Annotated in this window: 23 protein-coding genes and 4 tRNA genes; 21 read left to right on the forward strand and 6 right to left on the reverse strand. The window is 58.5% G+C overall.

The annotated features are described in order from the left end of the window. The first annotated feature begins 26 nt into the window (after nucleotides 1-26). The 18 genes from ACN1C3_RS19010 (at nucleotide 27) to ACN1C3_RS19095 (ending at nucleotide 19,997) form a co-directional block, all read left to right on the forward strand. Entirely contained in the window at nucleotides 27-2,645 is a 2,619-nt protein-coding gene (locus tag ACN1C3_RS19010) for a FimV/HubP family polar landmark protein (RefSeq protein WP_419117303.1), read from the forward strand. Between the two features lie 195 nt (nucleotides 2,646-2,840). Continuing rightward, a complete protein-coding gene (truA, locus tag ACN1C3_RS19015; RefSeq protein WP_419117304.1) occupies nucleotides 2,841-3,695 on the forward strand; it encodes a tRNA pseudouridine(38-40) synthase TruA in 855 nt (284 codons plus the stop codon). A 63-nt stretch (nucleotides 3,696-3,758) separates the two neighbouring features. Next, nucleotides 3,759-4,382 (forward strand): phosphoribosylanthranilate isomerase, encoded by a 624-nt coding sequence (locus tag ACN1C3_RS19020; RefSeq protein WP_419117305.1) that lies wholly within the window; start codon nucleotides 3,759-3,761, stop codon nucleotides 4,380-4,382. A 270-nt stretch (nucleotides 4,383-4,652) separates the two neighbouring features. Continuing rightward, nucleotides 4,653-5,573, forward strand: coding sequence for an acetyl-CoA carboxylase, carboxyltransferase subunit beta (gene accD, locus ACN1C3_RS19025; RefSeq protein ID WP_419117306.1), 921 nt, complete (start codon nucleotides 4,653-4,655; stop codon nucleotides 5,571-5,573). Next, nucleotides 5,570-6,877 carry a bifunctional tetrahydrofolate synthase/dihydrofolate synthase gene (gene folC, locus ACN1C3_RS19030; RefSeq protein WP_419117307.1) on the forward strand — a complete coding sequence of 436 codons (1,308 nt, stop codon included), beginning with the start codon at nucleotides 5,570-5,572 and terminating at the stop codon, nucleotides 6,875-6,877. The genes accD and folC overlap by 4 nt, the downstream gene beginning before the upstream one ends. Then, nucleotides 6,861-7,520, forward strand: coding sequence for an SPOR domain-containing protein (locus ACN1C3_RS19035; RefSeq protein ID WP_419117308.1), 660 nt, complete (start codon nucleotides 6,861-6,863; stop codon nucleotides 7,518-7,520). Before folC ends, ACN1C3_RS19035 begins: the two co-directional genes overlap by 17 nt. 98 nt (nucleotides 7,521-7,618) lie before the next feature. After that, nucleotides 7,619-8,179: a CvpA family protein gene (locus ACN1C3_RS19040; protein WP_419117309.1), complete on the forward strand. Its 561-nt coding sequence runs from the start codon at nucleotides 7,619-7,621 to the stop codon at nucleotides 8,177-8,179. Between the two features lie 41 nt (nucleotides 8,180-8,220). Further along, nucleotides 8,221-9,726 (forward strand): amidophosphoribosyltransferase, encoded by a 1,506-nt coding sequence (gene purF, locus ACN1C3_RS19045; protein WP_419117310.1) that lies wholly within the window; start codon nucleotides 8,221-8,223, stop codon nucleotides 9,724-9,726. Nucleotides 9,727-9,756: 30 nt separating this feature from the next. Beyond that, nucleotides 9,757-10,968, forward strand: a complete 1,212-nt coding sequence (locus tag ACN1C3_RS19050) for an O-succinylhomoserine sulfhydrylase (RefSeq protein WP_419117311.1) — start codon at nucleotides 9,757-9,759, stop codon at nucleotides 10,966-10,968. Between the two features lie 5 nt (nucleotides 10,969-10,973). Then, nucleotides 10,974-11,738, forward strand: a complete 765-nt coding sequence (locus ACN1C3_RS19055; protein ID WP_419117328.1) for an SDR family oxidoreductase — start codon at nucleotides 10,974-10,976, stop codon at nucleotides 11,736-11,738. Between the two features lie 161 nt (nucleotides 11,739-11,899). Beyond that, a tRNA-Val gene (locus ACN1C3_RS19060) sits at nucleotides 11,900-11,975 on the forward strand. A 56-nt stretch (nucleotides 11,976-12,031) separates the two neighbouring features. Then, a tRNA-Asp gene (locus ACN1C3_RS19065) sits at nucleotides 12,032-12,108 on the forward strand. 101 nt (nucleotides 12,109-12,209) lie between these two features. Then, nucleotides 12,210-12,286, forward strand: a tRNA-Asp gene (locus tag ACN1C3_RS19070). Between the two features lie 363 nt (nucleotides 12,287-12,649). Next, nucleotides 12,650-15,481 carry a xanthine dehydrogenase family protein molybdopterin-binding subunit gene (locus ACN1C3_RS19075; protein WP_419117312.1) on the forward strand — a complete coding sequence of 944 codons (2,832 nt, stop codon included), beginning with the start codon at nucleotides 12,650-12,652 and terminating at the stop codon, nucleotides 15,479-15,481. Further along, nucleotides 15,474-16,013 carry a (2Fe-2S)-binding protein gene (locus tag ACN1C3_RS19080; protein WP_419117313.1) on the forward strand — a complete coding sequence of 180 codons (540 nt, stop codon included), beginning with the start codon at nucleotides 15,474-15,476 and terminating at the stop codon, nucleotides 16,011-16,013. The genes ACN1C3_RS19075 and ACN1C3_RS19080 overlap by 8 nt, the downstream gene beginning before the upstream one ends. 2 nt (nucleotides 16,014-16,015) lie before the next feature. Next, complete coding sequence (locus ACN1C3_RS19085) at nucleotides 16,016-17,263, forward strand: c-type cytochrome (RefSeq protein WP_419117314.1); 1,248 nt, start codon at nucleotides 16,016-16,018, stop codon at nucleotides 17,261-17,263. Between the two features lie 182 nt (nucleotides 17,264-17,445). Continuing rightward, nucleotides 17,446-18,822, forward strand: a complete 1,377-nt coding sequence (locus ACN1C3_RS19090) for a pyridoxal-phosphate dependent enzyme (protein ID WP_419117315.1) — start codon at nucleotides 17,446-17,448, stop codon at nucleotides 18,820-18,822. Continuing rightward, entirely contained in the window at nucleotides 18,819-19,997 is a 1,179-nt protein-coding gene (locus ACN1C3_RS19095) for a trans-sulfuration enzyme family protein (RefSeq protein ID WP_419117316.1), read from the forward strand. Before ACN1C3_RS19090 ends, ACN1C3_RS19095 begins: the two co-directional genes overlap by 4 nt. Before the next feature lie 57 nt (nucleotides 19,998-20,054). On the opposite strand, the gene ACN1C3_RS19100 is transcribed toward ACN1C3_RS19095, so the two are convergent. Beyond that, the gene (locus ACN1C3_RS19100) at nucleotides 20,055-21,338 is read right to left on the reverse strand and encodes an NAD(P)/FAD-dependent oxidoreductase (protein WP_419117317.1); all 1,284 of its coding nucleotides are present in this window, start codon (nucleotides 21,336-21,338) and stop codon (nucleotides 20,055-20,057) included. Nucleotides 21,339-21,521: 183 nt separating this feature from the next. On the opposite strand from ACN1C3_RS19100, the gene ACN1C3_RS19105 reads away from it, so the two are divergent. Further along, nucleotides 21,522-21,598 (forward strand) — tRNA-Val (locus tag ACN1C3_RS19105). A gap of 98 nt (nucleotides 21,599-21,696) precedes the next feature. Here the strand turns inward: ACN1C3_RS19105 and ACN1C3_RS19110 are convergent. Beyond that, a complete protein-coding gene (locus ACN1C3_RS19110; RefSeq protein ID WP_419117318.1) occupies nucleotides 21,697-22,449 on the reverse strand; it encodes a carbonic anhydrase in 753 nt (250 codons plus the stop codon). 301 nt (nucleotides 22,450-22,750) lie between these two features. Here ACN1C3_RS19110 and ACN1C3_RS19115 point away from each other — a divergent pair, with 301 nt between their 5' ends. After that, the gene (locus ACN1C3_RS19115; RefSeq protein WP_419117319.1) at nucleotides 22,751-23,206 is read left to right on the forward strand and encodes a DUF2214 family protein; all 456 of its coding nucleotides are present in this window, start codon (nucleotides 22,751-22,753) and stop codon (nucleotides 23,204-23,206) included. A gap of 146 nt (nucleotides 23,207-23,352) precedes the next feature. Here the strand turns inward: ACN1C3_RS19115 and csrA are convergent, their stop codons facing one another. Beyond that, on the reverse strand, nucleotides 23,353-23,547 hold the full coding sequence (csrA, locus tag ACN1C3_RS19120; protein ID WP_007920550.1) for a carbon storage regulator CsrA: 195 nt from the start codon (nucleotides 23,545-23,547) through the stop codon (nucleotides 23,353-23,355). A gap of 247 nt (nucleotides 23,548-23,794) precedes the next feature. On the opposite strand from csrA, the gene ACN1C3_RS19125 reads away from it, so the two are divergent. Further along, a complete protein-coding gene (locus tag ACN1C3_RS19125) occupies nucleotides 23,795-24,166 on the forward strand; it encodes an SPOR domain-containing protein (RefSeq protein WP_419117320.1) in 372 nt (123 codons plus the stop codon). A 78-nt stretch (nucleotides 24,167-24,244) separates the two neighbouring features. Here ACN1C3_RS19125 and ACN1C3_RS19130 read toward each other — a convergent pair whose 3' ends face one another. From ACN1C3_RS19130 to ACN1C3_RS19140, 3 genes are all read right to left on the reverse strand, one after another. Continuing rightward, the gene (locus ACN1C3_RS19130; protein WP_419117321.1) at nucleotides 24,245-24,934 is read right to left on the reverse strand and encodes an endonuclease; all 690 of its coding nucleotides are present in this window, start codon (nucleotides 24,932-24,934) and stop codon (nucleotides 24,245-24,247) included. Between the two features lie 4 nt (nucleotides 24,935-24,938). After that, a complete protein-coding gene (locus tag ACN1C3_RS19135) occupies nucleotides 24,939-25,241 on the reverse strand; it encodes a DUF1654 domain-containing protein (RefSeq protein ID WP_419117322.1) in 303 nt (100 codons plus the stop codon). 189 nt (nucleotides 25,242-25,430) lie between these two features. Further along, nucleotides 25,431-25,527, reverse strand: a 97-nt coding sequence (locus ACN1C3_RS19140; protein WP_419117329.1) for a hypothetical protein, incomplete at its 5' end; no start/stop codon positions are given.

Below are 25,527 nucleotides of genomic sequence, written 5' to 3' on the forward strand. Positions count from 1 at the left end.
GGAGTGTTCAAACAAAGGATGAGGCTATGGTTCAAGTTCGCAAACTGGTGTTAGCAATTGCGGCCGCCTCGGCGCTGTCCTCCGGTATGGCGCAGGCCCTTGGTCTTGGGGAATTGACCCTGAAGTCGACTCCGAACCAGCCGTTTGTGGCGGAAATCGAACTGCTTGATGTCAAGGATCTCACTGCTGGCGAAGTGGTGCCGAGCCTGGCCTCGCCAGAAGAGTTCGCCAAGGCGGGTGTCGATCGTCAGGCATTCCTCAAGGACCTAACCTTCATCACGGTGCTCAATCCCAGCGGTAAAAGTGTCTTGCGCGTGATGTCGAGCAAGCCGCTTTCCGAACCGATGGTCAAATTCCTGGTTCAGGTGATGTGGCCTAATGGCCGTCTGCTGCGCGACTACAGTGTGCTGCTTGATCCCTCGAAGTTCTCTCCACAGACCGCTGATGCTGCTGCTCAACCGGCGCCAGCTCAAGCTGCTGCTGTTAATGCTCCGTTCACCGGGGCAAGCAAGACTGCGCAATACACGACTACACCACACGACACCCTTTGGGAGATCGCCGCGAAAGCCCGTAAAGGTGCTTCGGTCCAGCAGACCATGCTGGCCATTCAGGCGCTGAACCCGGATGCCTTTATCGACGGCAATATCAATCGGCTGAAAACCGGTCAGGTACTGCGTTTGCCGGACCCTGAGCAAAGCACCAGCCTGCCGCAGCCTAAGGCCATTGCTGAAGTCGCCGCGCAGAACACTGCCTGGCGTCACGGCCGCCGCCTGGCCTCGCGACCGCAGCAACTGGATGCCACCAGGCGTGCGCGTGGCGATGCCGCGCCATCGCAGGCGGCAGCCAAAGATAAATTGAGTCTGGTTTCCGCTGATTCTGGCAAAGCTCGCGGCAAAGGCGCTGCTGGCGACAGCAAGGTGCTGAGCAACAAGCTCGCTGTCACTCAGGAAAGTCTCGACACGACCCGGCGCGACAATGCCGAGTTGAAAAGCCGCATGACGGATTTGCAAAGCCAGCTGGACAAGCTCCAGCGCTTGATCGAGTTGAAGAACAATCAGTTGGCCAAGTTGCAAGCCGAAGGTGCGGGCGCTGCTCAGCCTTCGACGGCGATGCCGGCTGAGTTGGTCGCTAATGCTCAGACTGCGGTGACGCCACCGGCAGACGCAGCGCCAGCACCGGCACCTGATGCAGCTACACCTGCAGCTGTACCTGCCGAGGCACCGATTCAAGCGGCGACCCCACCCGCAGAAGAGTCGAAATACAATGACTTGCTGACCAATCCCGTCCTGATGGGGTTGGTCGGTGGCGGCGCGATAGTGCTTCTGTTGCTGCTGCTGTTGCTGGCGCGTCGTCGTAAAGCTCAGCAAGAGGCCGAGAAGCATCTGCGCATGGCGCGTGCCTTGTCAGAGGAAACAGAATTTTCTTCCGATCTGGATTTGCCGGAAAGCAGCTTCGAAGGTCTTGAAGTTCCACCGCCGAGCGTCACGCTCGCTCCAACTCCAGCTCCCATTGCTCCCGTTGTGGTTGTGGCGCCTATTGCCGCACCATTGATAGCGCCTGCAGCTGAGCGTTCGGACGACGTTTTGGCACAAGCGCAATCGCACATCGAGCGCGGTGCGCTGAATCAGGCTGCTGACATTCTGGAAGTGGCCATCAAGCACGAGCCACAGCGCAGCGATCTGCGCTTGAAGCTGATGGAAGTCTATGGCGCGCAGGGCGACCGTGACGCATTTGTCGCTCAAGAGCGTCAGCTGGTTGCTAATGGCAAAAATTACGCTGAAGTCGAACAGCTGAAAAGCCGTTTCCCGACGATGGTTGCAGTGGGGGCGGTCGCAGGTCTCGGCGCAGCGGCAGTGGCTGCTGAGCTGGATGCCCAATACGTCAAGGACCTGCTGCTTGATGAGCCTGAGGCACCCTCCGTGGCTCCGGTTGCAGCGGATGATGAGTTTGATACGGATTTTGATCTGAGTCTGGATGATCTGGAGACGGCTTCTGCGGTGGTGGCAGCGCCAGAGCCTCAGCCTCAGCCTCAGCCCGAGCTTGACGCCTTTCCGTTGGATGACGATTTGAGTTTTGAGTCGGTGTTGCAGCAGCAGACCGAAGCGAAGGGCAGTCTGGACGACCTGTCGGATTTCGACCTTGATCTGGGCGGCGACATGTCAGATTCAATGCTGGCCGATGACGAGTTCCTGCTGAGTCTTGATGATGATCTGAAGGACCTGCCAGCAACTGAGGCGCCAACGGTTGCCAAGGCGTCGATCGATGATCTGGAGCTGCCGGCGGATTTCGATCTGTCTCTGTCTGACGAAATGGATGCGCACGTCGAGCCGGATGCATTCGCCTCCGAGCTGGATGACGTCAATGCCGAGCTTGATCGTCTATCGCAAAGCCTGGAACAACCGCCTATTGCAGAACCGTTCGCCGAGCACCGTTTCACGGCTGAGGACGCAGCAGCGGCCACTGACGAGCCTGAGTTCGATTTCCTCTCGGGTACCGATGAGGTCGCGACCAAGCTGGACCTGGCCCAGGCTTACATCGACATGGGCGACAACGATGGTGCACGGGACATCCTCGGTGAAGTGATCACTGAGGGCGATGAAGGCCAGAAAAGCGAAGCCAAGGAAATGCTGGCACGTATAGCTTGATAAAATACACCCCGTATAACGACCACGGCAGCCATTGAGGCTGCCGTTGTTGTTTCTGGCATAGAGCGCCGTGCGTCCCAAAAGATCACAGCCTGCGGCAGTTCCTTGGTTTTGCGTACGCTTGATAATGTATGGCGTCCGTGGGGCGCGGCCTTATAATGGGCGTCTTTGCGACAATCAGCAGGCTGTAAGTCCTTGGCAAATATAGATAACGCGGCCGCCGAAAGGGCGGCCGCAGGCTTTTCCAGAATCGCTTTGGGTGTTGAATACAAGGGTTCGCGTTATTGCGGCTGGCAGCGTCAGGCTTCCGGTGTTTTGACGGTGCAGGAAACCCTTGAAAATGCCTTGTCCAAAGTCGCCGATTCTCCGGTGTCGCTGATGTGTGCCGGGCGCACGGACGCCGGTGTGCATGCCTGCGGGCAAGTGGTGCATTTCGATACCCAGGCCGAACGCTCGATGAAGGCCTGGGTCATGGGCGCCAACATCAATCTGCCCCATGACATCAGCGTGAGCTGGGCCAAGGTCATGCCAGCCGATTTCCATGCGCGCTTCAAGGCGATCGCTCGGCGCTACCGTTATGTGATTTATAACGATCAGATTCGTCCGGCGCATTTGAACCAGGAAATTACCTGGAACCATCGCCCGCTGGACGTACAGCGCATGGCCGAAGCCGCCGAGCATCTGGTCGGGACTCACGATTTCAGTGCTTTTCGCGCTGGTCAGTGTCAGGCCAAGTCACCGATCAAGAAGCTCCACCATCTACGGGTGACCCAGCACGGCAAGATGATTGTGCTGGATATCCGTGCCGGTTCATTTCTGCATCATATGGTGCGCAACATCGCCGGGGTCCTTATGACCATCGGCGCAGGTGAGCGGCCGGTGGAGTGGGCCAAAGAAGTACTCGAAAGCCGTGTTCGCCGAACCGGCGGTGTGACTGCTCATCCGTACGGGCTGTATCTGGTGCAGGTCGAGTACCACGACGAGTTCGAACTGCCCGAGCGTTTCATCGGTCCACATTTCCTGACCGGTTTCTCGGAACTTGACGGCTGACGCCCGGAAAAGCATTTGCTACCATCCGGGACTTTCTCGGATAAGTCCTGAGGTTCAAACGATATGTCAGCCGTTCGCAGCAAAATTTGTGGGATTACCTGCATAGAAGATGCGTTGGCGGCGGTTGATGCCGGGGCGGATGCGATTGGTTTTGTGTTCTATGCCAAAAGCCCTCGAGCGGTGAGCGTGCAGCAAGCGCGGGCGATCATCGCTGCGTTACCGCCGTTTGTGACCACCGTTGGCCTGTTCGTCAACGCCAGCCGCTGCGAGCTGGGTGAAATTCTCGATGCGGTACCGCTGGATCTGTTGCAGTTCCATGGCGACGAAACCCCGGCTGATTGCGAAGGCTATCACCGGCCCTACATCAAGGCGCTGCGGGTCAAGGCCGGCGATGACATCGCCGCCAGTTGCAAGGCTTATGCGGGTGCCAGCGGTATTTTGCTCGATACCTATGTCGAAGGTGTTCCTGGTGGTACCGGTGAAGCCTTCGATTGGTCATTGATACCGGAGGGCCTGAGCAAGCCGATCATCCTCGCGGGAGGTCTGACTGCAACGAACGTGGCTGAGGCCATTGCGCAGGTCCACCCGTATGCGGTGGACGTCAGTGGCGGGGTGGAGCAGAGCAAAGGCATCAAGGATCACGCGAAGATTCGTGCGTTTATTCAAGCCGTACATAGCAGCAAGTAGTCGATGTGACGGCTGGCAGTCTGCCGCCGTCCATAACACCACTGTACAAAACAGGCTGGTACCCGTCGCTGGACGGGCCGAAATCGAAGTGGCAACCGCTCTGAAGTGGTGGCCGGGATGGCTGAGGGTTTGTTGGGTTGCACGCAGGTCAAGCCTCGCGCTGACCGCGGTAACCAACTGATCATCGCCGCACACGTGAATTTAGCTCAAGGGCATACTCGGGGCTTCGAACGTTAGGCGTTCGGGCTGCCGGTACTGGAGAAAGAAAGCATGAGCAACTGGTTAGTAGACAAACTGATCCCTTCGATCATGCGTTCCGAGGTGAAGAAAAGCTCGGTGCCTGAAGGTCTATGGCACAAATGCCCGTCCTGCGACGCTGTGCTGTATCGCCCGGAGCTGGAAAAGACTCTGGATGTTTGCCCCAAGTGCAACCATCACATGCGTATCGGCGCGCGCGCGCGCATCAATTTGTTCCTCGACGTAGATGGCCGTGCCGAACTGGGTGCTGACCTGGAACCAGTGGATCGCCTGAAATTTCGTGACGGCAAAAAGTACAAAGACCGTCTGACCGCTGCCCAAAAGCAGACCGGTGAGAAGGACGCACTGATTTCCATGAGCGGTACCCTGCTGGGTATGCCAGTGGTGGTGTCCGCGTTCGAGTTCTCCTTCATGGGCGGCTCGATGGGTGCCATCGTTGGTGAGCGTTTTGTTCGTGCCGCCAACTACGCACTGGAAAACCGCTGCCCGATGATCTGTTTCGCCGCTTCTGGTGGTGCGCGGATGCAGGAAGCGCTGATCTCGCTGATGCAAATGGCCAAGACCTCGGCGGTTCTGGCGCGTCTGCGTGAGGAAGGCCTTCCGTTCATCTCCGTGCTGACTGACCCGGTTTACGGTGGTGTTTCCGCCAGTCTGGCGATGCTTGGCGACGTGATCGTCGCTGAGCCTAAAGCCCTGATCGGCTTCGCCGGCCCGCGCGTGATCGAGCAGACCGTGCGTGAAAAACTGCCGGAAGGCTTCCAGCGCAGTGAGTTCCTGCTGGAGCACGGTGCTATCGACATGATCATCGCCCGTCAGGAACTGCGTCCGCGTCTGGGTAACCTACTGGCGCAAATGATGGGCCTGCCGACGCCGGTATTTATTGCCGCCCCGATCGAGACGATCGTAATCCCACCGGTGCCTGCAAACCTATGACCGAACGTACCCTTGGCGACTGGCTCGCTTACCTTGAGCAGTTGCATCCGTCGGCCATCGACATGGGGCTGGAGCGCTCGCAAGAGGTAGCGTCCCGGATGGGGTTGGGCAAACCGGCGCCTCGGGTGATCACGGTTACGGGTACCAACGGCAAAGGTTCTACTTGTGCATTCGTGGCTTCCTTGTTGCGAGCGCAGGGGCTCAAGGTCGGTGTCTACAATTCGCCGCATCTGCTGCGTTACAACGAGCGGGTGCAGGTCAATGGCGTCGAAGCCACTGACGCTGAGTTGTGCGAAGCCTTCGTGGCAGTCGAAGCCGGTCGCGGCGCCATTTCCCTGACTTATTTCGAGATGGGCACCCTGGCGGCGTTTTGGCTGTTTCAGCGTGCAGGTCTCGATGCTGTGGTGCTGGAAGTCGGTCTGGGCGGTCGTCTGGATGCGGTCAACCTGATCGATGCCGATCTTGCGCTGGTGACCAGCATCGGTGTCGATCACTCCGACTGGCTGGGTGATACCCGTGAGTCGGTGGCTTTCGAAAAGGCCGGCATCTTCCGCCAGGGCGCGCCTGCGCTCTGTGGCGATCTCAATCCTCCTCAACCCTTGCTGGACAAGGCGCGCGAGCTCAATTGCCCGTTTTTCCTGCGTGGCCGCGATTTCGATCTGGGTATCACCGAGCGCAACTGGCAATGGCGTGGTCTTGATGCGCAGGGTCATGCTGTTGAGCTGCATGATTTGCCTCTGCTTGATCTGCCGATGGAAAACGCTGCGCTGGCATTGCAGGCTTACCTGTTGCTCGGTTTGCCCTGGCAGGCGGAGCAAATCGTCGAAGCGTTGAAAAAAACTCAGGTAGTCGGTCGTCTTGATCGGCGTCAGTTTGACTGGCACGGCAAGCGTCTGAATCTGCTGCTGGATGTGGGTCATAACCCGCACGCGGCGGAATATCTGGCTCATCGCCTGGCTCGCCGCCCTTTGGTGGGCAAGCGTCTGGCGGTGTTTGGCTTGCTGGCCGACAAGGATCTTGATGGGGTTCTCGCCGAGTTGAATGGTAGTGTCCAGCAGTGGGCTGTTGCCCCGCTGAATTCTGCGCGCAGTCGCCCGGTCGCGGATCTGCAAGCGGCCTTGCAGAACCTTGGTGCGTCAGTGACGTCCTATGAGAGTGTCTCTGCCGCGTTGGAAGGGCAGTGTGCCCAAGCGACGGCCGAGGATGAAATCCTGCTGTTCGGATCATTTTATTGTGTTGCCGAGGCTCTCGAATGGTTAGCCCGGCGCTCCACGGAGGAGGCTGCAAATGGCTTTGCTGGATAACGCTTACAAGCAGCGTATGGTCGGAGCTCTGGTTCTGGTGGCGTTGGCGGTGATCTTTTTGCCGATGCTGTTTTCCCGTCAGGATGAGCAGCGCCAGGTCCGCGTTGAAGCGCCGGCCGCACCTCAAGCGCCTGCTGTTCCGCAGGTGCAGGTTGAGCCGGTGGTCGTGCCTGAGCCGCAAAGCTTGCCGCAAGAGCCGGTTCCGAGTGACGAAGAGATTGCTCAACAGCAAGCGCCGTCGATGCCTATTGCGCCGAGCGTGCCGGTCACCCCGAAAGCTCCTCCGGTCGTTGCCAGCAAACCTGCGACAGTGCCTGCGGCACCCAAGCCGGCTGCTGCACCGCCGGTCGCGCCAGCAATGGCAAAGCCTGATGTGGGTCAAAGCCGAGTCGATGCCAATGGTCTGTCGGTCAGTTGGTCGGTGCAATTGGCCAGCCTGACCAGTCGGGAAAGTGCCGAGAGCTTGCAGAAAACCCTGCGCAGTCAGGGCTATAACGCATACATCCGTTCCGCCGACGGAAAAAATCGAGTATTTGTCGGGCCGCTGATCGAGCGTGCTGAAGCCGATCGTCTGCGGGACTTGCTGAGTCGTCAGCAGAATCTCAAGGGTTTTGTGGTGCGTTTTCAGCCTGAACGTGGTTGAGGCTATCGGCCTCATTTGAAATGCACTGACAATCGCAGCTTACCGACAGGCATGCGCTCTGCTAAAATGCGCCGCCTTATCCGTCTGTAGGCTGCACTGTGCCATTTACCTGGGTTGACTGGGCGATCGTTGCAATAATCGCCATCTCCGCTTTGATCAGTTTGAGTCGCGGCTTCGTCAAAGAAGCACTGTCGCTGCTCACATGGATCATCGCAGGAGTCGTAGCCTGGATGTTCGGTGGCTCATTGTCCCAGTACCTCGCCGGATACATCGAAACACCTTCGGCTCGCGTGATCGCGGGCTGTGCCATCATGTTTGTCGCCACCTTACTGGTAGGCGCAATGATCAATTATCTTATCAGCGAACTGGTTCGCGTCACCGGCCTGTCCGGGACCGATCGGTTTCTCGGCACAGCCTTCGGCGCTGCGCGTGGCGGGTTGCTGGTGGTCGTGGCGGTCGGGCTATTAAGCCTGGGGCCGGTACAGCAGGACGCGTGGTGGCAGGAGTCACGACTCGTGCCAAAATTTCTATTGGTTGCAGACTGGTCCAAAAACCTGATCCTTGGGTGGAGCAGTCAGTGGCTTGCCAGCGGTATCAGCGTACCCGCTGAAATACCGTTCAAGGAATACCTCTTGCCGACGGCCAAAACGCCTCAGTGAGTTGTGTTCAGTTCAGATCCATTAAGTAGGGGTTGCGTCGCATGTGTGGCATCGTCGGTATCGTCGGTAAGTCGAACGTCAATCAGGCGCTGTATGACGCGCTAACCGTCCTCCAGCACCGCGGCCAGGACGCTGCCGGTATCGTGACCAGCCATGACGGCCGGTTATTCCTGCGCAAGGACAACGGCCTGGTCCGTGATGTATTCCATCAGCGGCATATGCAGCGCCTGGTCGGGCATATGGGTATTGGCCATGTGCGTTATCCGACCGCGGGTAGCTCGACTTCGGCCGAAGCTCAACCGTTTTACGTCAACTCGCCGTATGGCATCACCCTGGCGCACAACGGCAATCTGACCAACGTTGAACAGCTGGCCAAGGAGATTTACGAATCTGACCTGCGCCACGTCAACACCAACTCCGATTCGGAAGTCCTGCTCAACGTGTTCGCTCACGAGCTGGCCCAGCGCGGCAAGTTGCAGCCAACCGAAGAAGACGTTTTCGCCGCCGTAACTGACGTACACAATCGTTGTGTGGGTGGTTACGCCGTGGTTGCGATGATCACCGGTTATGGCATCGTCGGTTTCCGTGATCCGCACGGCATCCGTCCGATCGTCTTCGGCCAGCGTCATACCGATGAAGGCGTCGAGTACATGATCGCCTCGGAAAGCGTTTCCCTGGACGTGCTTGGCTTCACCCTGATTCGCGACCTGGCTCCAGGCGAAGCGGTCTACATCACTGAAGACGGCAAGCTGCACACCCGTCAGTGTGCGACCAACCCAAAACTCACGCCTTGCATCTTCGAGCATGTCTATCTGGCCCGTCCGGATTCGATCATCGACGGCGTTTCGGTCTACAAGGCTCGCCTGCGCATGGGTGAGAAGCTTGCAGACAAGATCCTGCGTGAGCGTCCAGAACACGATATCGACGTGGTTATCCCGATTCCGGACACCAGCCGCACCGCGGCACTGGAGCTGGCGAACCATTTGGGCGTCAAGTTCCGTGAAGGCTTCGTGAAGAACCGCTACATCGGCCGGACCTTCATCATGCCGGGTCAGGCTGCACGGAAAAAATCCGTACGCCAGAAGCTCAACGCCATCGAACTCGAATTCCGCGGCAAGAACGTGATGCTGGTGGATGACTCCATCGTTCGCGGTACTACTTGCAAGCAGATCATTCAGATGGCCCGTGAAGCGGGTGCGAAGAATGTTTACTTCTGCTCGGCGGCTCCGGCTGTTCGCTACCCGAACGTCTACGGCATCGACATGCCGAGCGCTCACGAACTGATCGCGCACAATCGCACCACCCAGGACGTCGCAGATTTGATCGGCGCTGACTGGCTGGTGTATCAAGACCTGCCGGACCTGATCGAGGCGGTCGGTGGTGGCAAGGTCAAGATCGAGAGCTTTGACTGTGCGGTGTTCGATGGCAAGTACGTGACCGGTGACATCGACGAGGCCTATTTGAACAAGATCGAGCAGGCGCGTAACGACGCCTCCAAGGTCAAGACTCAGGCAGTCAGCGCGATCATCGACCTGTACAACAACTGATTTAGACATCAAGACTAAGGAGTAGGCAGCATGAGTCAGGATTGGGATGCCGGTCGGCTGGACAGCGACCTCGACGGCGTAGCTTTCGATACCCTGGCCGTGCGCGCCGGTCAGCACCGTACGCCGGAAGGCGAGCACGGTGATCCGATGTTCTTCACCTCCAGCTACGTGTTCCGCACGGCCGCCGATGCGGCCGCACGGTTCTCTGGTGAAGTGCCGGGCAATGTCTACTCGCGTTATACCAACCCGACGGTGCGGGCGTTCGAAGAGCGTATCGCAGCCCTCGAGGGAGCCGAACAAGCGGTTGCCACGGCAACCGGTATGGCGGCGATCCTTGCGGTGGTCATGAGCTTGTGCAGCGCCGGTGATCATGTGCTGGTGTCGCGCAGCGTGTTTGGCTCGACCATCAGTCTGTTCGAAAAGTATTTCAAACGTTTTGGTATTGAAGTCGATTACGTGCCCCTAGCGGAGTTGTCCGGCTGGGATGCGGCCATCAAGGCCAATACCAAATTGTTGTTCGTTGAATCACCGTCTAATCCGTTGGCCGAATTGGTGGATATCGCGGCATTGTCCGAGATTGCCCATGCCAAAGGCGCGATGCTGGTCGTCGACAACTGCTTCTGCACGCCGGCATTGCAACAGCCGTTGAAGCTGGGTGCGGATGTGGTGGTGCATTCGGCCACCAAGTTCATCGATGGCCAGGGCCGTTGCATGGGCGGCGTGGTTGCCGGTCGCGGCGAGCAGATGAAAGAAGTGGTCGGCTTTCTGCGTACCGCCGGGCCGACCCTGAGCCCGTTCAATGCCTGGATCTTCCTCAAGGGGCTGGAAACCTTGAGTCTGCGTATGCGTGCTCACTGCGCCAACGCTCAGATCCTTGCAGAGTGGCTGGAGCAGCAGGACGGTATCGAGAAGGTGCATTACGCCGGTCTGAAGAGCCATCCGCAGCATGAGTTGGCCCAGCGTCAGCAGCGTGGCTTCGGTGCGGTGGTGAGTTTCGAGGTCAAGGGTGGCAAAGAGGGCGCCTGGCGCTTCATTGATGCAACCCGACTGATTTCGATCACCGCGAACCTGGGTGACAGCAAAACCACCATTACCCATCCGAGCACCACCTCTCACGGCCGTCTGGCTCCGCAAGAGCGTGAAGCGGCAGGCATTCGTGACAGCTTGATCCGTATTGCGGTCGGTCTGGAAGATGTCGCTGACCTGCAGGCGGATCTGGCGCGCGGACTGGCTGCTTTGTGATCGAGATGTCCGTGGAGGCGGCTAGCACCAATGGTCGTGTCGCGCTGGTTACTGGCGCGGCGCGTGGCATTGGTCTGGGAATTGCGGCCTGGCTGATCAGCGAAGGCTGGCAGGTGGTGTTGACAGACCTTGATCGCGTGCGCGGTTCAAAGGTTGCCAAGGTTCTCGGTGAAACCGCCTGGTTCATTACCATGGATGTGGCGGACGAGCGGCAGGTCGCCTTGGGCGTTGCCGAGGTGCTCGGTCAGTTCGGGCGTCTTGATGCGCTGGTCTGCAATGCAGCGGTGGCCGATCCGCACAATATCACTCTGGAAAGTCTTGATCTGGCTTACTGGAATCGTGTTCTGGCGGTGAATCTGAGCGGGCCGATGCTGCTGGCCAAGCACTGTGCACCTTACCTGCGTGCTCACTCGGGTGCGATCGTCAATCTGGCCTCGACCCGGGCTGGACAGTCGGAGCCGGATACCGAGGCTTACGCGGCGAGCAAGGGCGGGCTGCTGGCGCTGACCCATGCGCTGGCGATCAGTCTTGGGCCGGAGATTCGGGTCAATGCGGTCAGCCCTGGGTGGATCGATGCTCGAGACCCGGCTGTACGCCGTGCAGAGCCGCTCACGGAAGCTGATCATGCTCAGCACCCGGCGGGCAGGGTGGGGACAGTGGAGGACGTGGCGGCGATGGTGGCCTGGCTGCTGTCGAGGAATGCAGGTTTTGTTACTGGCCAGGAGTTTGTGGTCGACGGTGGCATGACCAAGAAGATGGTTTATCAGTAGGAGCGCAGCGTGCATCGCGATGAGGCTTGCGCGATCGAGCTGTTCGAATGAAAGGCTGTGCGGGAAAGATGAACCAATTTTGTCTTTTTCAGAAAAACTTCAAGCAGGGTATTGACTTAGCTTCGGTATCTGCGTAAATTTCGCGGCCTCAACGAAGCAAAGGGTGATTAGCTCAGCTGGGAGAGCATCTGCCTTACAAGCAGAGGGTCGGCGGTTCGATCCCGTCATCACCCACCACTTCTTGAGAGTTTTGCGAAAGCAAGACGGAAGCTGTTAAAAGCCTCCACCGACGCGCAGCGGTAGTTCAGTCGGTTAGAATACCGGCCTGTCACGCCGGGGGTCGCGGGTTCGAGTCCCGTCCGCTGCGCCATATTTTCCAGACCCGGTTTACCGGGTTTGAGATTGAAAAGCCTCGAAGCTTTCCAGTCAGACGATTTCAAAGGTTCAAATGGACGCAAGTCCAAGCGATACGCAGCGGTAGTTCAGTCGGTTAGAATACCGGCCTGTCACGCCGGGGGTCGCGGGTTCGAGTCCCGTCCGCTGCGCCATATCTGCCTCAAGGCCCACTGAACGCCTTGAAGCTACGAAGAGAGCCACTGGCTTCTTCTGATTGATAGCAAAGACCCTGGTCGAAAGACCGGGGTTTTTTGTGTCCAAAATTTGTGCTTTTCCTCTCCTGCTTCTTTAAGCAAATTCTTTAAACAAAAAAGCCCGTGAAATCGACGTAAGGCGCGCCGTCTGTCAGCTCAAGCGCCTCGCTCGGTTTTCTTGCGACCGATGGCTGGGCATCTGCTGTACTCAAAGCACTTCTACTATTTCCCTTTGCATCGTCAGCAAGGGTTTCTGCATGACCTGAAGTTCTCCAGTACATAAAGACAAGGACGCAATGCATACCGTCCTGAGGATGCTCCATGTCCAACCGTGAGATATCCCGGCGCTCGTTCCTTCAGGGCGGGTTGATTGCGGGCGTCAGCGTTACGCTGACACCGCTCAGTAGCCAGGCTTTAGCTGCCTTGATGGAAAACAGCGTGACTGTCCCGTCTGAGCAATGGCTCGGCACTGACGGCAAGGCGCGCTTTCGTAACGATGCCTTGTCCAAGGTGTGCGGCAGCAAAGTGTTTGCCCGCGACATCCGCTCCAGGGATATGCCCGGCTGGCCGCAACAGCAGGGCCACGCCATGTTGCTGAAAACCATCCGTGCAGATCGTATTTACGATGGCTATGACCTGTCGTTGCTGGGCGCCGAGTTGCAGCCAGACCGTATCGTCACCGCCGAAGACCTGGACAAGGACGGCATCGTTTTTCCGCAAGATCACGCGCCCGATCCGCTGCTGCCTGCTGGCAAGGTGCCAATGTTCATCGGTCATCCGGTGGCGATCCTGATTTGGAACGACTTCGAACGCTTTCGTCAGGCCAAGGCCAAACTTAAATTCAATGACAAGGCCATTCGCTACGGCGCCAAGGTGCCCTATTACGAAGGTGATCCCTACGGCAGCTTCCGTTATGTGCGAGTGGGCGGCGCGACGTCAGCTGATGAAGACGAGTTCGCTAGCCTCAAGGACTCGATCCTGTTCCCGATGATTCGCAACCGTCGTCCGGTGTGGAATTCCCAGCCCGACCTGCGCGGCAACTTGACCGAGCGCGGGTTGTTTTATGCCGATCGTATGAAGCAGCAACTGGAAACCCCGCCAGAGGGGTGGCTGGTCTTTGACGAGCGTTACAAAACGCCTTCCATCGAGCCCGCCGCCATGGAGCCGGATAACGGTAATGGTTGGTACGACCCGGTAAGCAAGACCCTGCACTTTGTCGTTGCGACCCAATGCCCACTCGAAGCGGCGACTGAAACGGCGAAAATGATCGCGCCTTCACGTTTTGGTTTGAGCGCACTCAATATGCATCCTGGCTATACCGTCGGTTACGGTTCCAAGGATCACAACATATTCGTTTACTACGCGGCGTTGGCGGCGTTGTATGGCGCAGGTGTGCCGGTACGGCTGGCCAATGACCGCTATGAGCAGTTCCAGAGCGGCATCAAGCGTCATTCCTTCGATATCCGCTACCAGCTGGCAGTGGACAAGCAGGATTACAGCTTCAAGATCTTTCGGGCCGAAATGAGCGTCGACGGTGGCGGGCGCGCCAACTACAGCTCTTCCGTAGCCGCGGTCGGCGCTACGGCGGCTCAGTCGATTTACTACATGCCGCAGAATGACTTGCAGGTTACCGCCTATCACTCGCGGGGTGTCGAAGCGGGTTCTATGCGCGGTTACGGCACCCTTCAAAGCATGGCGTCTACTGAAATGATGGTGGATGAGATTGCCGGTCGCCTGGGTATCGACGCCATCGATTTGCGCAAGAAGAACGCGCTGCTGTCCGGGATGAAGAACACTCAGGGCGCTGTGCCGGCGGGCGCCTTGCGGCTGCACGAAATACTTGAGAAGGCGGCCGTTCACGACGTCTGGAAAAACCGGAACGAGCGCAAGAAGCAGTTCGACGCGCAAGATCCCGACAATTGGTATGGGGTTGGTTTTGCTATCTGCCAGAAAGATTTCGGTACCGGCTCGGAAGCACCAATGGCCAGCGTTGAGTTTACGGCCGAGGGGCACATTACCTTGCGCCACATTGGTATCGAAATTGGCACGGGCATGTCGACCTCTCAGGCCTTGGTGGTTGCCGATTTCCTCGGTAGTCCGGCAAGCGAAGTGAAAACCGGTGAAACCGACTGGAGTGAACTTCAGCTGACCAGTGGCGGTAACCCGTACACCATGAGCCAGGCCGAGCAAGATGCGGCTTTGAGCAACCCACGTTGGGTCGGCAAGTTGGCTTCGGCGTCGTCCGCGACCAACTCGGCGTACTACTTCAGTCATGCCACCCGTGAAGCTGCGCGGGTGCTTTTCAATCATGGGTTGTGGCCGGTAGCGCTGGAGATCTGGCGACAAGGTCCGTTCGGTGGCCAGGCCAACCCCTATGTCGTGCGTCGTGAGGATGCTCATTGGGTGGACGGCAAACTGACGGCCAACGGTATGGAGCCATTGCCATTTGCGGTGTTGGCCAAACGTGCCCATGAACGGGGGCTGGTGACAGGGGCAACCGTGCATGGTTTCAATCGCTGGAGCTGGGCCGAGGCTGAGTACAGCATCGACGGTGTGCGTGAGCGTCTACCGCTTGATGGTCTGGCGGTCAGATATGGCGACGGCGCGCCGAGTGTGAAGAAGGCACAAATGAACAGCGCCGGCTTCCATCTGCTGGATCGACAGAGCATCGCCTATCCGGCCACTCAGTTAAACAATGCGGCGGTGACCTACTACAGCCCTGTGGCGACGTTGGTCGAGTTGAAAGTGAATAAAGGTTCGGGTGAGGTGCAAGTCCTCAACCATCACTCCTGGCTCGAATGTGGTCGGGTTCTGGTGCCTGAATTGGTCAAAGGTCAGCTCGAAGGCGGTATCGCCATGGGGATCGGCCACGCGTTGCTGGAAGAAATGCCGTTGTACGAAGGCGGACCGGGGGAGGGTGACTGGAACTTCAACCGCTACCGCTTGCCGCGGGCCAAGGATGTTGCCGTCTGGAAACAGACCTCGGAAATCCTTCCTCCATTGTCGCCAAGTGATCCGTCCAAGGGCATTGCCGAGGTAGTGATGATTCCAGTGGTTGGCGCCATCGGCAATGCCGTGGCCCACGCTATCGGCAAACGCGTTCGCGACTTGCCTATCACTCCAGCGCGCATCAAGGAGGCTCTCAATGGCTAACCGTCCGCTTCGACTGACCCTCAATGGTCAATCCGTCGGTCCAGTGGAAGTCCCTGATGATCTGCCGATGATCGATTACCTTCACGAATACCGAAACCTCACCGGCTCACGCCTGGGCTGCGGCCAGGGCATCTGCCACGCCTGCGTGGTGATAGTCGACAATCCCGACGGCACCAGCGAAGAAGTGCGCACCTGCATCACGGGGGCACATTACTTCGAAGGCAAGAAAGTGCGCACGATCGAAGGTCACGCCAGCCGTGACGAAAGCGGCAAGGTTACTGAGCTGAACCCGATCCAGCAGCGCTTCGTTGATGAGTTCGCCTTTCAGTGCAGTTACTGCGCGCCCGGCTTCGTCAACGCCGCCACCGTGCTGGTGGAGAAACTCCAGCGTCAGCCGATCAAGAAGAGCGAGCTGGAACAGGTGATCGAAGACAGCCTCGGTCATCACATCTGCCGCTGCACCGGTTACGTGCGCTATTACAGTGCCACGCGCAATGTGCTGACCGATCTCGGCCTGGTCAAGGAGGGTTGAGCATGGCGCGACTACTTTCCGGCATGGCTGCAGTGGTCGGCCTGAGCGTTTCGCTGATGTCCTTCCAGCGGGTCCAGGCGGCAGATCAGCAGCAGATCAATCGCGGCGAATACCTGGCGCGGGCGGCCGACTGCATGGCCTGCCATACCGCGCCCGGCGGTGCACCCTACGCCGGTGGCCTGCCTATCGTTTCACCGTTTGGCACCCTCTATGGCACCAACATCACCCCGGATAAGGAGCACGGCATTGGCCTGTATAGCGATGATGAATTTTTCGCCGCGCTGACCGAAGGCAAGCGTCGTGATGGCGCCAACCTTTATCCGGCGATGCCCTACACTTCGTATCACCTGATGCCCCGTGAAGATGCCGATGCGATCCACGCTTACCTGATGACGGTTGAACCCATCAATCGCGCAGCGCCGGTGACCAGCCTGAGCTTTCCGTTCAACGTGCGCTTGGGGCTGATGGGTTGGAACATGCTTTATGGCAAAGACGTCAAGCTCGCGCCAGCCGACGGCAAAAGCGAAGCGTGGAAGCGCGGGCAGTACATGGTCGATGTGCTCGGCCATTGCGGCGAATGCCACACACCTCGCGGCTTGCCCGGTGCCATGCAACAGGGCAAGCGCCTGACTGGCGGCCTGCTCAATGGTTACTTGGCGCCAAGTCTGCTCGCCAATGATCTGGCTGCACGGGGCTGGACGCATCAAGACCTGCGCTCATTCCTCAAGCACGGCATGAGCGCGCAGGGCACGATGTTCAATGAAATGTTCCCGGTGTTCCACAACAGCACCCAGAATCTCAATGACCCGGACCTGGCGGCCATGGCGACTTACCTGTTGGGCGATCAGCCTCCGCAGGCCAAGGTGCTGGCCGAAGTGCCGCTGGCAAAAATGACTGAGAGTGCGCAACGCGGTCGCCAGGATTACCTGAACGTGTGTGCCGGATGTCATGGCGTTGCCGGCGAAGGCAAACCGCATATTGCAGTCGCGATGCAAGGCAATACCACTTTGCGCCTGGAAGACCCGCGCAATCTGTCGCGGGTGATCGAGGAGGGTATTGGCGAGCAGCAGTTCGCCGGTTTCGAGCGCATGCAGCCGATGCCGGGTTTCTCCGGCAAGTTGGACAATCAGCAATTGGCCGATCTGCTCAACTACTTGCGTCAGGCCTGGGGCGGGCAGCCGGCCGATTTGGTACTCAGTCAGATCGAGCAGTTGACGGCGGATGCTGCGACTGAGCACAAGGCGCGCTGACATGCAGCAGCTTGCGACAGGTTTTGTCGTTCCGGCGACGACGCTACCGGCTGGCTGTCGACGGTTGCGGGTGGCGCAATCCCGGCCTATGTTCCAAGCGAGGTATTGTCGGCGACTGGCGCGCAATGACTCGCCGCAGGTTGCTGTCCATCCAGTGTGGATTCCCGTAGCGAGGTGATGACATGCCGAACGACTCCCGTCCCGCCGTGCTCGAACTAATCGGCAATACGCCACTGGTGCGCGTCAGCCGCTTCGATACCGGCCCGTGTACGCTGTTTCTCAAGCTCGAATCGCAGAACCCCGGCGGTTCGATCAAGGATCGCATCGGGTTGGCGATGATCGACGCCGCCGAGCGCGATGGTCGTCTGCGACCCGGCGGCACCATCGTCGAGGCCACCGCCGGTAACACCGGCCTCGGCCTGGCCCTGGTCGGCCGTGCCAAGGGTTACCGGGTGGTGTTGGTGGTGCCGGACAAGATGTCCACCGAGAAGGTCCTGCACCTCAAGGCGATGGGCGCCGAGGTGCACATCACTCGCTCCGACGTCGGCAAGGGCCATCCCGAGTACTACCAGGACGTTGCTGCGCGGCTGGCGCGGGAGATTCCCGACGCCTTCTTCGCCGATCAGTTCAACAACCCGGCCAACCCGCTGGCCCACGAGTGCAGCACCGCTCCGGAGATCTGGGCGCAGACTCAGCATGATCTGGATGCCATCGTCGTCGGTGTCGGTTCGGCCGGCACGCTGACCGGGCTGACCCGCTTCTTTCGCCGTGTGCAGCCGAACCTGGTCATGGTGCTGGCCGATCCGCTCGGCTCGGTGGTCGCCGAATACAGCCGCAGCGGTACCCTCGGTACGCCGGGTTCCTGGGCGGTGGAGGGCATCGGCGAAGACTTCATTCCGTCTATTGCCGACCTTTCCAGCGTGCGCCAGGCCTATTCGATCAGCGACGAGGAAAGCTTCGATCACGCCCGCCAACTGCTGCGCGCCGAAGGCATTCTCGGCGGCTCTTCAACCGGCACATTGCTGGCAGCGGCCCTGCGCTACTGCCGCGAGCAAACCGAACCGAAGCGGGTGGTCAGTTTCGTCTGCGACACCGGCACCCGCTACCTGTCGAAGGTCTACAACGACCAGTGGATGACTGATCAGGGCCTGCTTGCGCGCAAGCGCTACGGCGATCTGCGCGACCTGATCGCGCGGCGCTTCGAGGATGGTCGGGTGATCAGTGTGGGCCCGGACGATACGCTGCTCACCGCCTTCCAGCGCATGCGCCTGGCTGATGTGTCGCAACTGCCGGTGCTGGTGGACGGACAGCGGCTGGTCGGCGTGATCGACGAGTCCGATATTCTGCTTGGCGTCCACGAAGACGCTTCGCACTTCCGTATGGCCGTGGCCAGCGCGATGACCGACAAGCTGGAAACCCTGCTTCCCGGCGCCAGTCTGGCTGAACTGGAGGTGGTGCTCGACCGTGGGCTGGTGGCGATCATCGCCGACACCTCGGGCTTCCACGGCCTGATTACCCGCGTCGACATGCTCAATCATTTACGGAGATCCCTCTCATGAGTCAGCACGATGAAACCGCCGCGCCACGCGCCTTCGCCACCCGTGTGATCCATGCCGGACAGGTGCCGGACCCTTCCACCGGGGCGCTGATGGCGCCGATTTACGCCAACTCCACCTACTTGCAGCAGAGCCCCGGTGTGCACAAGGGCCTCGACTACGGGCGCTCGCACAACCCCACGCGCTGGGCGCTGGAGCGTTGCGTGGCAGACCTCGAGGGCGGTACCCAGGCCTTCGCCTTCGCCTCCGGGCTGGCGACGATCTCCACCGTGCTCGAACTGCTCGACACTGGCGCGCACATCGTCTCCGGCAATGACCTGTACGGCGGTACTTTCCGGCTGTTCGACAAGGTGCGCCGGCGCAGCGCCGGGCATCGCTTCAGTTTCGTCGACCTGGCAGACCTGGCGGCATTCGAAGCGGCGCTGCAGGACGACACGCGCATGGTCATGGTCGAGACGCCAAGCAATCCCTTGCTGCGCCTCACTGACCTCGCCGCCGTCGCACGCACCTGCCGCGAGCGAGGAATCATCTGTGTGGCCGACAACACCTTTGCCAGCCCGTGGATACAGCGCCCGCTGGAGCTGGGCTTCGATATCGTGCTGCACTCGACGACCAAGTACCTGAACGGCCACTCCGACGTGATCGGCGGCATCGCGGTGGTCGGGCAGAACTTCGAGCTGGCCGAGCGCCTGGGCTTCCTGCAGAACGCGGTGGGGGCTATCGCTGGGCCGTTCGACGCTTTTCTCACCCTGCGCGGAGTGAAGACCCTGGCGCTGCGCATGGAACGCCACTGCAGCAACGCGCTGGAGCTGGCGCAATGGCTTGCGCATCAACCGCAGGTGGCGCGCGTCTATTATCCGGGCCTGCCGTCGCACCCGCAGCACGAACTGGCGCTGCGGCAGATGCGCGGATTCGGCGGGATGATTTCCCTCGACCTGAACAGCGACCTGGCCGGCACCAAGCGCTTCCTCGAGAGTGTGCGAATCTTCGCCTTGGCCGAGAGTTTGGGCGGGGTGGAAAGCCTGATCGAGCACCCGGCGATCATGACCCACGCCAGCATCCCCGCAGGCACCCGCGCGCAGCTCGGCATCGGCGATGCGCTGGTGCGTTTGTCAGTGGGTGTCGAGGATGTCGAAGACCTGCGCGCCGACCTGGCCCAGGCGCTGGCGCGGATTTGAATAGATATACTTAGCCGAAAAGACGGGACTTTTTTGCAGAGCCTGACAGGGCTTCTATCAGAAGTCGTACTTGTCCCGCAGGCCGTAATACCAGGCGCCTAGTGCGGCGAATGGTGTGCGCAGTAATTGTCCGCCAGGGAAAGGGTAGTGTGGCAGGTCGGCAAAGGCGTCAAAGCGCTCTGCCTGACCACGCAACGCTTCGGCCAGGACTTTGCCTGCCAGGTGGGTGTAGGTCACGCCATGGCCGCTACAGCCCTGCGAGTAATAGATGTTGTCGCCCAAGCGGCCGACTTGCGGAAGGCGCGATAAGGTCAGCAGGAAGTTACCGGTCCACGCATAGTCGATCTTCACATCCTTGAGTTGTGGGAAGGCCTTGAGCATCTTCGGTCGAATGGTCGCTTCGATATTCGCAGGATTCCGCGCACCATAGACCACGCCGCCGCCGAAGATCAGGCGCTTGTCGCCCGAGAGTCGGTAGTAGTCGAGCAGGTAGTTGCAGTCTTCGACACAGTAATCCTGTGGCAACAGGCTTTTTGCCAATTCATCACTCAGGGGTTCGGTGGTAATGACCTGGGTGCCGCAGGGCATCGACTTGGCTGCCAGCTCAGGCACCAGGTTGCCCAGGTAGGCGTTGCCGGCGACGATGATGAACTTGGCCCTGACGTTGCCTTGCGGCGTATGCACGACCGGATTGGCGCCGCGCTCGATGCGCACCGCCGGTGACTGTTCATGGATGGTTCCGCCCAGCGATTCCACGGCAGCGGCTTCGCCAAGGACGAGGTTGAGCGGGTGGACATGCCCGCCACTCATGTCGAGCATACCGCCCACGTACTGATCGCAGGCCACCACTTCGCGTATACGGCGCTGGTCCAGCAGTTCCAGTTGGGTGTGGCCATAACGCTCCCAGAGGCGCTTCTGCGACTCCAAGTGCCCCATCTGTTTGCTGGTGATTGCGGCGAACACGCCGCCGTCCTTCAGGTCGCACTGGATCTGGTATTTGGCTACGCGCTCACGAATGATCTTGCCACCCTCGAACGCCATTTGACCGAGCAACTGAGCCTGTTTGGGGCCGACGCTGCGCTCGATCACATCGATATCACGGCTGTAGCTGTTGACGATCTGGCCGCCATTGCGGCCCGAAGCGCCGAAGCCGACCTTGGCCGCTTCCAGGACCGTCACCCGAAAACCGTTCTCCAGCAAAAACAGTGCACTGGAGAGGCCGGTGTAGCCAGCACCGATCACACAGACATCAGTCTCTACGTCATCCTGCAACGAAGGGCGCGGCGGAACCGCGTTAGCCGATGCCGCATAATAGGAATCCGGGTAGGGGGTGTTCGCCATCCTGCAGCCTCTGTTTAATATTTTTTACGAGTGCATTGATCCTACCTGAGTTAAAAAACGGCTGCCAGCCAGCTAAAAATCTTCTTTGCAGACTTGAAAATAAAAAATTCGCATATTCATAGGCTTAGCTGCAAAAAAGGTGTTGACACCCCTTCGGAATTCCGTAGAATGCCGCCTCACAGCAGGCACGTAGCTCAGTTGGTTAGAGCACCACCTTGACATGGTGGGGGTCGTTGGTTCGAGTCCAATCGCGCCTACCAAACAAAATCCGCTCTGCTGGGCGGTCTAGAAGGGCTCACCGAAAGGTGGGCCCTTTTTTGTTGTCTGCGATTTGCAAAGCTTTTGCAACTCCCCTGAGTCAGGCGATCAGTTCTACTTTGCCACTTGCAAGGCGGTAGACGCCGCCCACTATTTTCAACGTTCCCTTGCTGAGCGCATCTGTTAGAAGTGGCGAGGCATTCTTGAGGCTGTTAACCGAGTCTTTAACATTTTGTGCTACAGCGTTGTCGAGAAGACTCCCCGGCTTATCAAGCACTTTCTCGATAGAAGGCTTAAGTGCGTCAGCCAATTTTTGGATTTGGCCAGGGAAAACGGTGTGATCTTTTACTGCCTTTATGCCTGCGGTGATGGCGCCGCAGTCTTCATGTCCCAGCACGAGGATCAGTGGTGCGCCAAGCACCACGACAGAGTATTCAAGGCTTGCTAAACCTTCATCTGAGACGAAATTGCCAGCGACGCGTATGGCGAAAAGGTCTCCTCGAGCAGTGTCAAAGGCGTACTCAGGGGCGATACGGGAGTCGGAGCAACTCAGTACTGACACGAATGGGTTCTGGCCTGAGACCAAGGCTTCTCGCTCGGACTTGAAATCATGTGTCTTGGAGGTCCCCTTAACATATCGTTCATTCCCCTTCATAAGCCTTTGAAGAGCCATGTCAGGACTGATTGAGTTTTGTGGTTTTGGGGGAGGGGCGGCTTTCTCGGCGGCCTGGACGATCTTGTCGGGCAGCGCACCGGCAAATAGGAGAGCGCCTGCTCCTAGTCCGGCAAGCCGAAGAAATCGACGGCGATCATTTGCATTCGGTATGGGGTTTGAATCACATGATTCACACATGGTTTTGTGTACTCAGGTCATAGGGGTGGGAATGACTCGCTATTGAGGGCTAGTACTTCCAGGAACCTTTAGCGCTTCTGTGTTGGAGTCTAGAAGGGCGATCTGAAAGGGGGGCTCTTTTTTGTGGTCGATTCTGTTTCGTTTCTGTTCAAGCCTTCCTCCTGGACATCAGATCGACGTCCGCCCCTACACCTTTGATGCCTCTTCAAGTCTGGTTTTTTCTCTAATAAGCAACGCCGTGTTTTATGCGCTACTACTCTGAGGCCGATATTCTTTTTTTCATGGTTTGGAGATCACCTTGATGCTTGCACACTGGTTTCTTGCGGCCATTCATCTTCTGGCATTTGCAACGGGTTTCGCGGCAGTGCTCGCGCGCGGGGCGGCTTTGCGTCGCGTTGCTGTGAGTCCCACAGAGACCCGGAATGTATTGCTCGCGGATAACGGGTGGGGAATCTCGGCGGCGATACTTTTGGTCACTGGTGGGATTCGCGCTTTTGGCGGCTACGAAAAGGGCGCGGACTATTACCTGCACCAGCCCCTGTTTCATCTCAAGATGACACTGTTCGTCATCATCCTGCTTCTTGAGATCGCCCCGATGGTCGCTTTAATCAAATGGCGGATCGCCTTGAGTCGAGGGCGCTCGATTGATGTTCGGCGCGCGACGCTGTTTGCCCGGATCAGCCACATTGAAGCATTGCTGCTTATCGGCATGGTGGTGGCGGCGACGGGAATGGCGCGTGGGGTGGTGTTTGGTTAGCAGGTTGTAGTGACGGTGGCGGCGTGGACCTGTGCCGCTGCCAAAGAGGGGGCGGAGAGCTGAAATTAAGGAATGGCGAATCGAGAGCGCGCTCATGTTTTTCGCCAGCCATTGCTATGAAAGGCAGGGCTGGCTACTGATGAGGTTCAGGGAGTTTCGCGTTTGTCCGGCGCAGTCAGTCCTGCCTGGATACGCTGATAAATTTCCTCGCGATGTACGGCGACGTCTTTCGGAGCGTTGATGCCAATCCTGACCTGTTGGCCGCTAACGCCCAGAATGGTGATCGTAATATCGTCACCGATGTTTATGCTTTCACCGACTTTGCGGGTGAGTATCAGCATGATCTTCTCCTTGATTGCTTGGTAGGGCACCTGATTCAGATAATGCAGATGTCGGTAGTATGTATAGATTACTGCGAAGTGCCACTGTGGGTGCCTCTTTCAGACGCGTAGCCGCTGTATTAATTCCAGGCTGCAACTATACAGAGGCTATTAACATCATTCTCGTTGTTTTAAGGCTGGTTTGGGGGCGGTCATGGGGCGGCCGTGAGTGATAAAATTGTCGACTTGAATTTTCGAGGGGAAAGCTGTGCGTAAACTGGCGATGGTAATGGCGGTGTTGGTGCTGGCGGGATGTGGTGAAGGAGCCAGCGTCGAGCACAAGACAGCGTCTACGGCTGCTCCGGCTTCACAAGCCCCAGCGACTGCGGTAGCACCACAGTGGGATGTCGAAGTTAAAGGAGGCACCGTGCAGGCGGTGAGCGATCTCACTGGCTGGTTGATCGAACACGGCTTCGTTTCCAATGTGAGCACGGGCGGCGGTAAAGAGCGGATTCTGATTGGCCCTTTCAGTTCGAAAGCCGAAGCCGAAGCCAAACAAGTGCAACTGACGGCCAGCCTGGATCGAGCCAAAAAGCTCAATGTCGAGTCAGTGGTGGTTGAGCATAGCGCGGCTCAGTAATCGATCATCCTGGCGATTCAGAAAACAAAAAAAGGCCTCGGACACAATGTATCGAGGCCTTTGCGTTTGTGCAGTGCTTCAGCCGCAGGCTTTCATATCCACCGGCCCGACGAACGCGTTGCCGCGGCCCATCACACACGCCACGCTTTGATTGCGCTGGCGCTCCCACTTCTGCACAGGATAGGTTTTATTCCAGGCTTCGTAGAGTTGGCGGTCCTGCTTCGACAGGCTCAAACCGTACTGTTTGCTCATGTAGAAGTAGGTGCGCGCGATCATCCCGCGAATGGAGGGGCGGGGCATGACTTTCTTGGCTTTGAAGTCGACTTGAGTCAGGCATGAACCGTACTGCCCGGATTGCACCGGCAGCCAGCCAAAACTGAAGTTGCTCCTATCACCATTCACCTCGCCGATACTTGGGACCAGATTGTGCAAATCCGCTTCGGCGCGTTGGTAGGTCGGGTCATTGTGCGTGCAGTTTTTGCGCCCACCTTGCTGCCAGCATTGGCGCTGATGACCGATCTGCCAGGCCGGGACAATGTGTTCCCATTCGATGCGCGTGGCACGGTTGGCGTTTTTTCGCGGTACATAGCCACAGGCCGCAAGGTTCACACGATTACCGGTGTATTTGCAGCCGCAGTAAAACTCGGTGGATTGCGGGGCATACAGCTTCCAGGCGACTTTTTTGGCTTCATTGAACGTACGCGGGGCGTCGGCCTGGGCGCTTACTGCAATAAAGAGACAGAGCAATGCAAACAAACGAACAATCATTGACTCAGTCTTCCTGCGGCACGACCCAAAAAATGTGCACGCCGCCATCGTCGCGATAGGCGAGGGTGACGTTATCGTTCTCGGCAATCTCTTCGAGCAGCCGCTCCCATTCATCCACGGGCTCGTCCGGGAGACGGAAGATCAGTGCGGCTTTGGCTTTCTGTGCGTTCGGGGAGTTGATGATTTTCTGCACACGTAATCCCAGTCTCTCGTAGGAGCTTGGGGGTGTAGTTGCTGCTGCGGAGGGTTTGGCCACGGAACAATCCTTATTAAGCTGTACGTGCATACAGTATTTAACTGTGGGCATTTTCGCAACTGCTTAAAATTCAAGAAAATCCTCTGACAGCGATTTATCCCGTTTGGTATAGGCCGGTTGATATCTTTTTTGAGAATCTGGGTGAAGTGGCGTAGGGCGGATCAGAGGCATCGAACCACTCACCAGAGCAGGTGAGTGGTAGCAGCAGATGCCCGACCTGATCAGGTCGGGCGAGGTGAATCAGTATTCCCAGAACATCCGTTGCAGCTCTTTGCTGTCTTGAGTCTTGGTCAGCGCGACCATCGCCAGGATCCGGGCTTTTTGCGGGTTCAGGTCA

The sequence above is a fragment of the Pseudomonas sp. H11T01 genome (assembly GCF_048515765.1).
Classification (GTDB): Bacteria; Pseudomonadota; Gammaproteobacteria; order Pseudomonadales; family Pseudomonadaceae; genus Aquipseudomonas.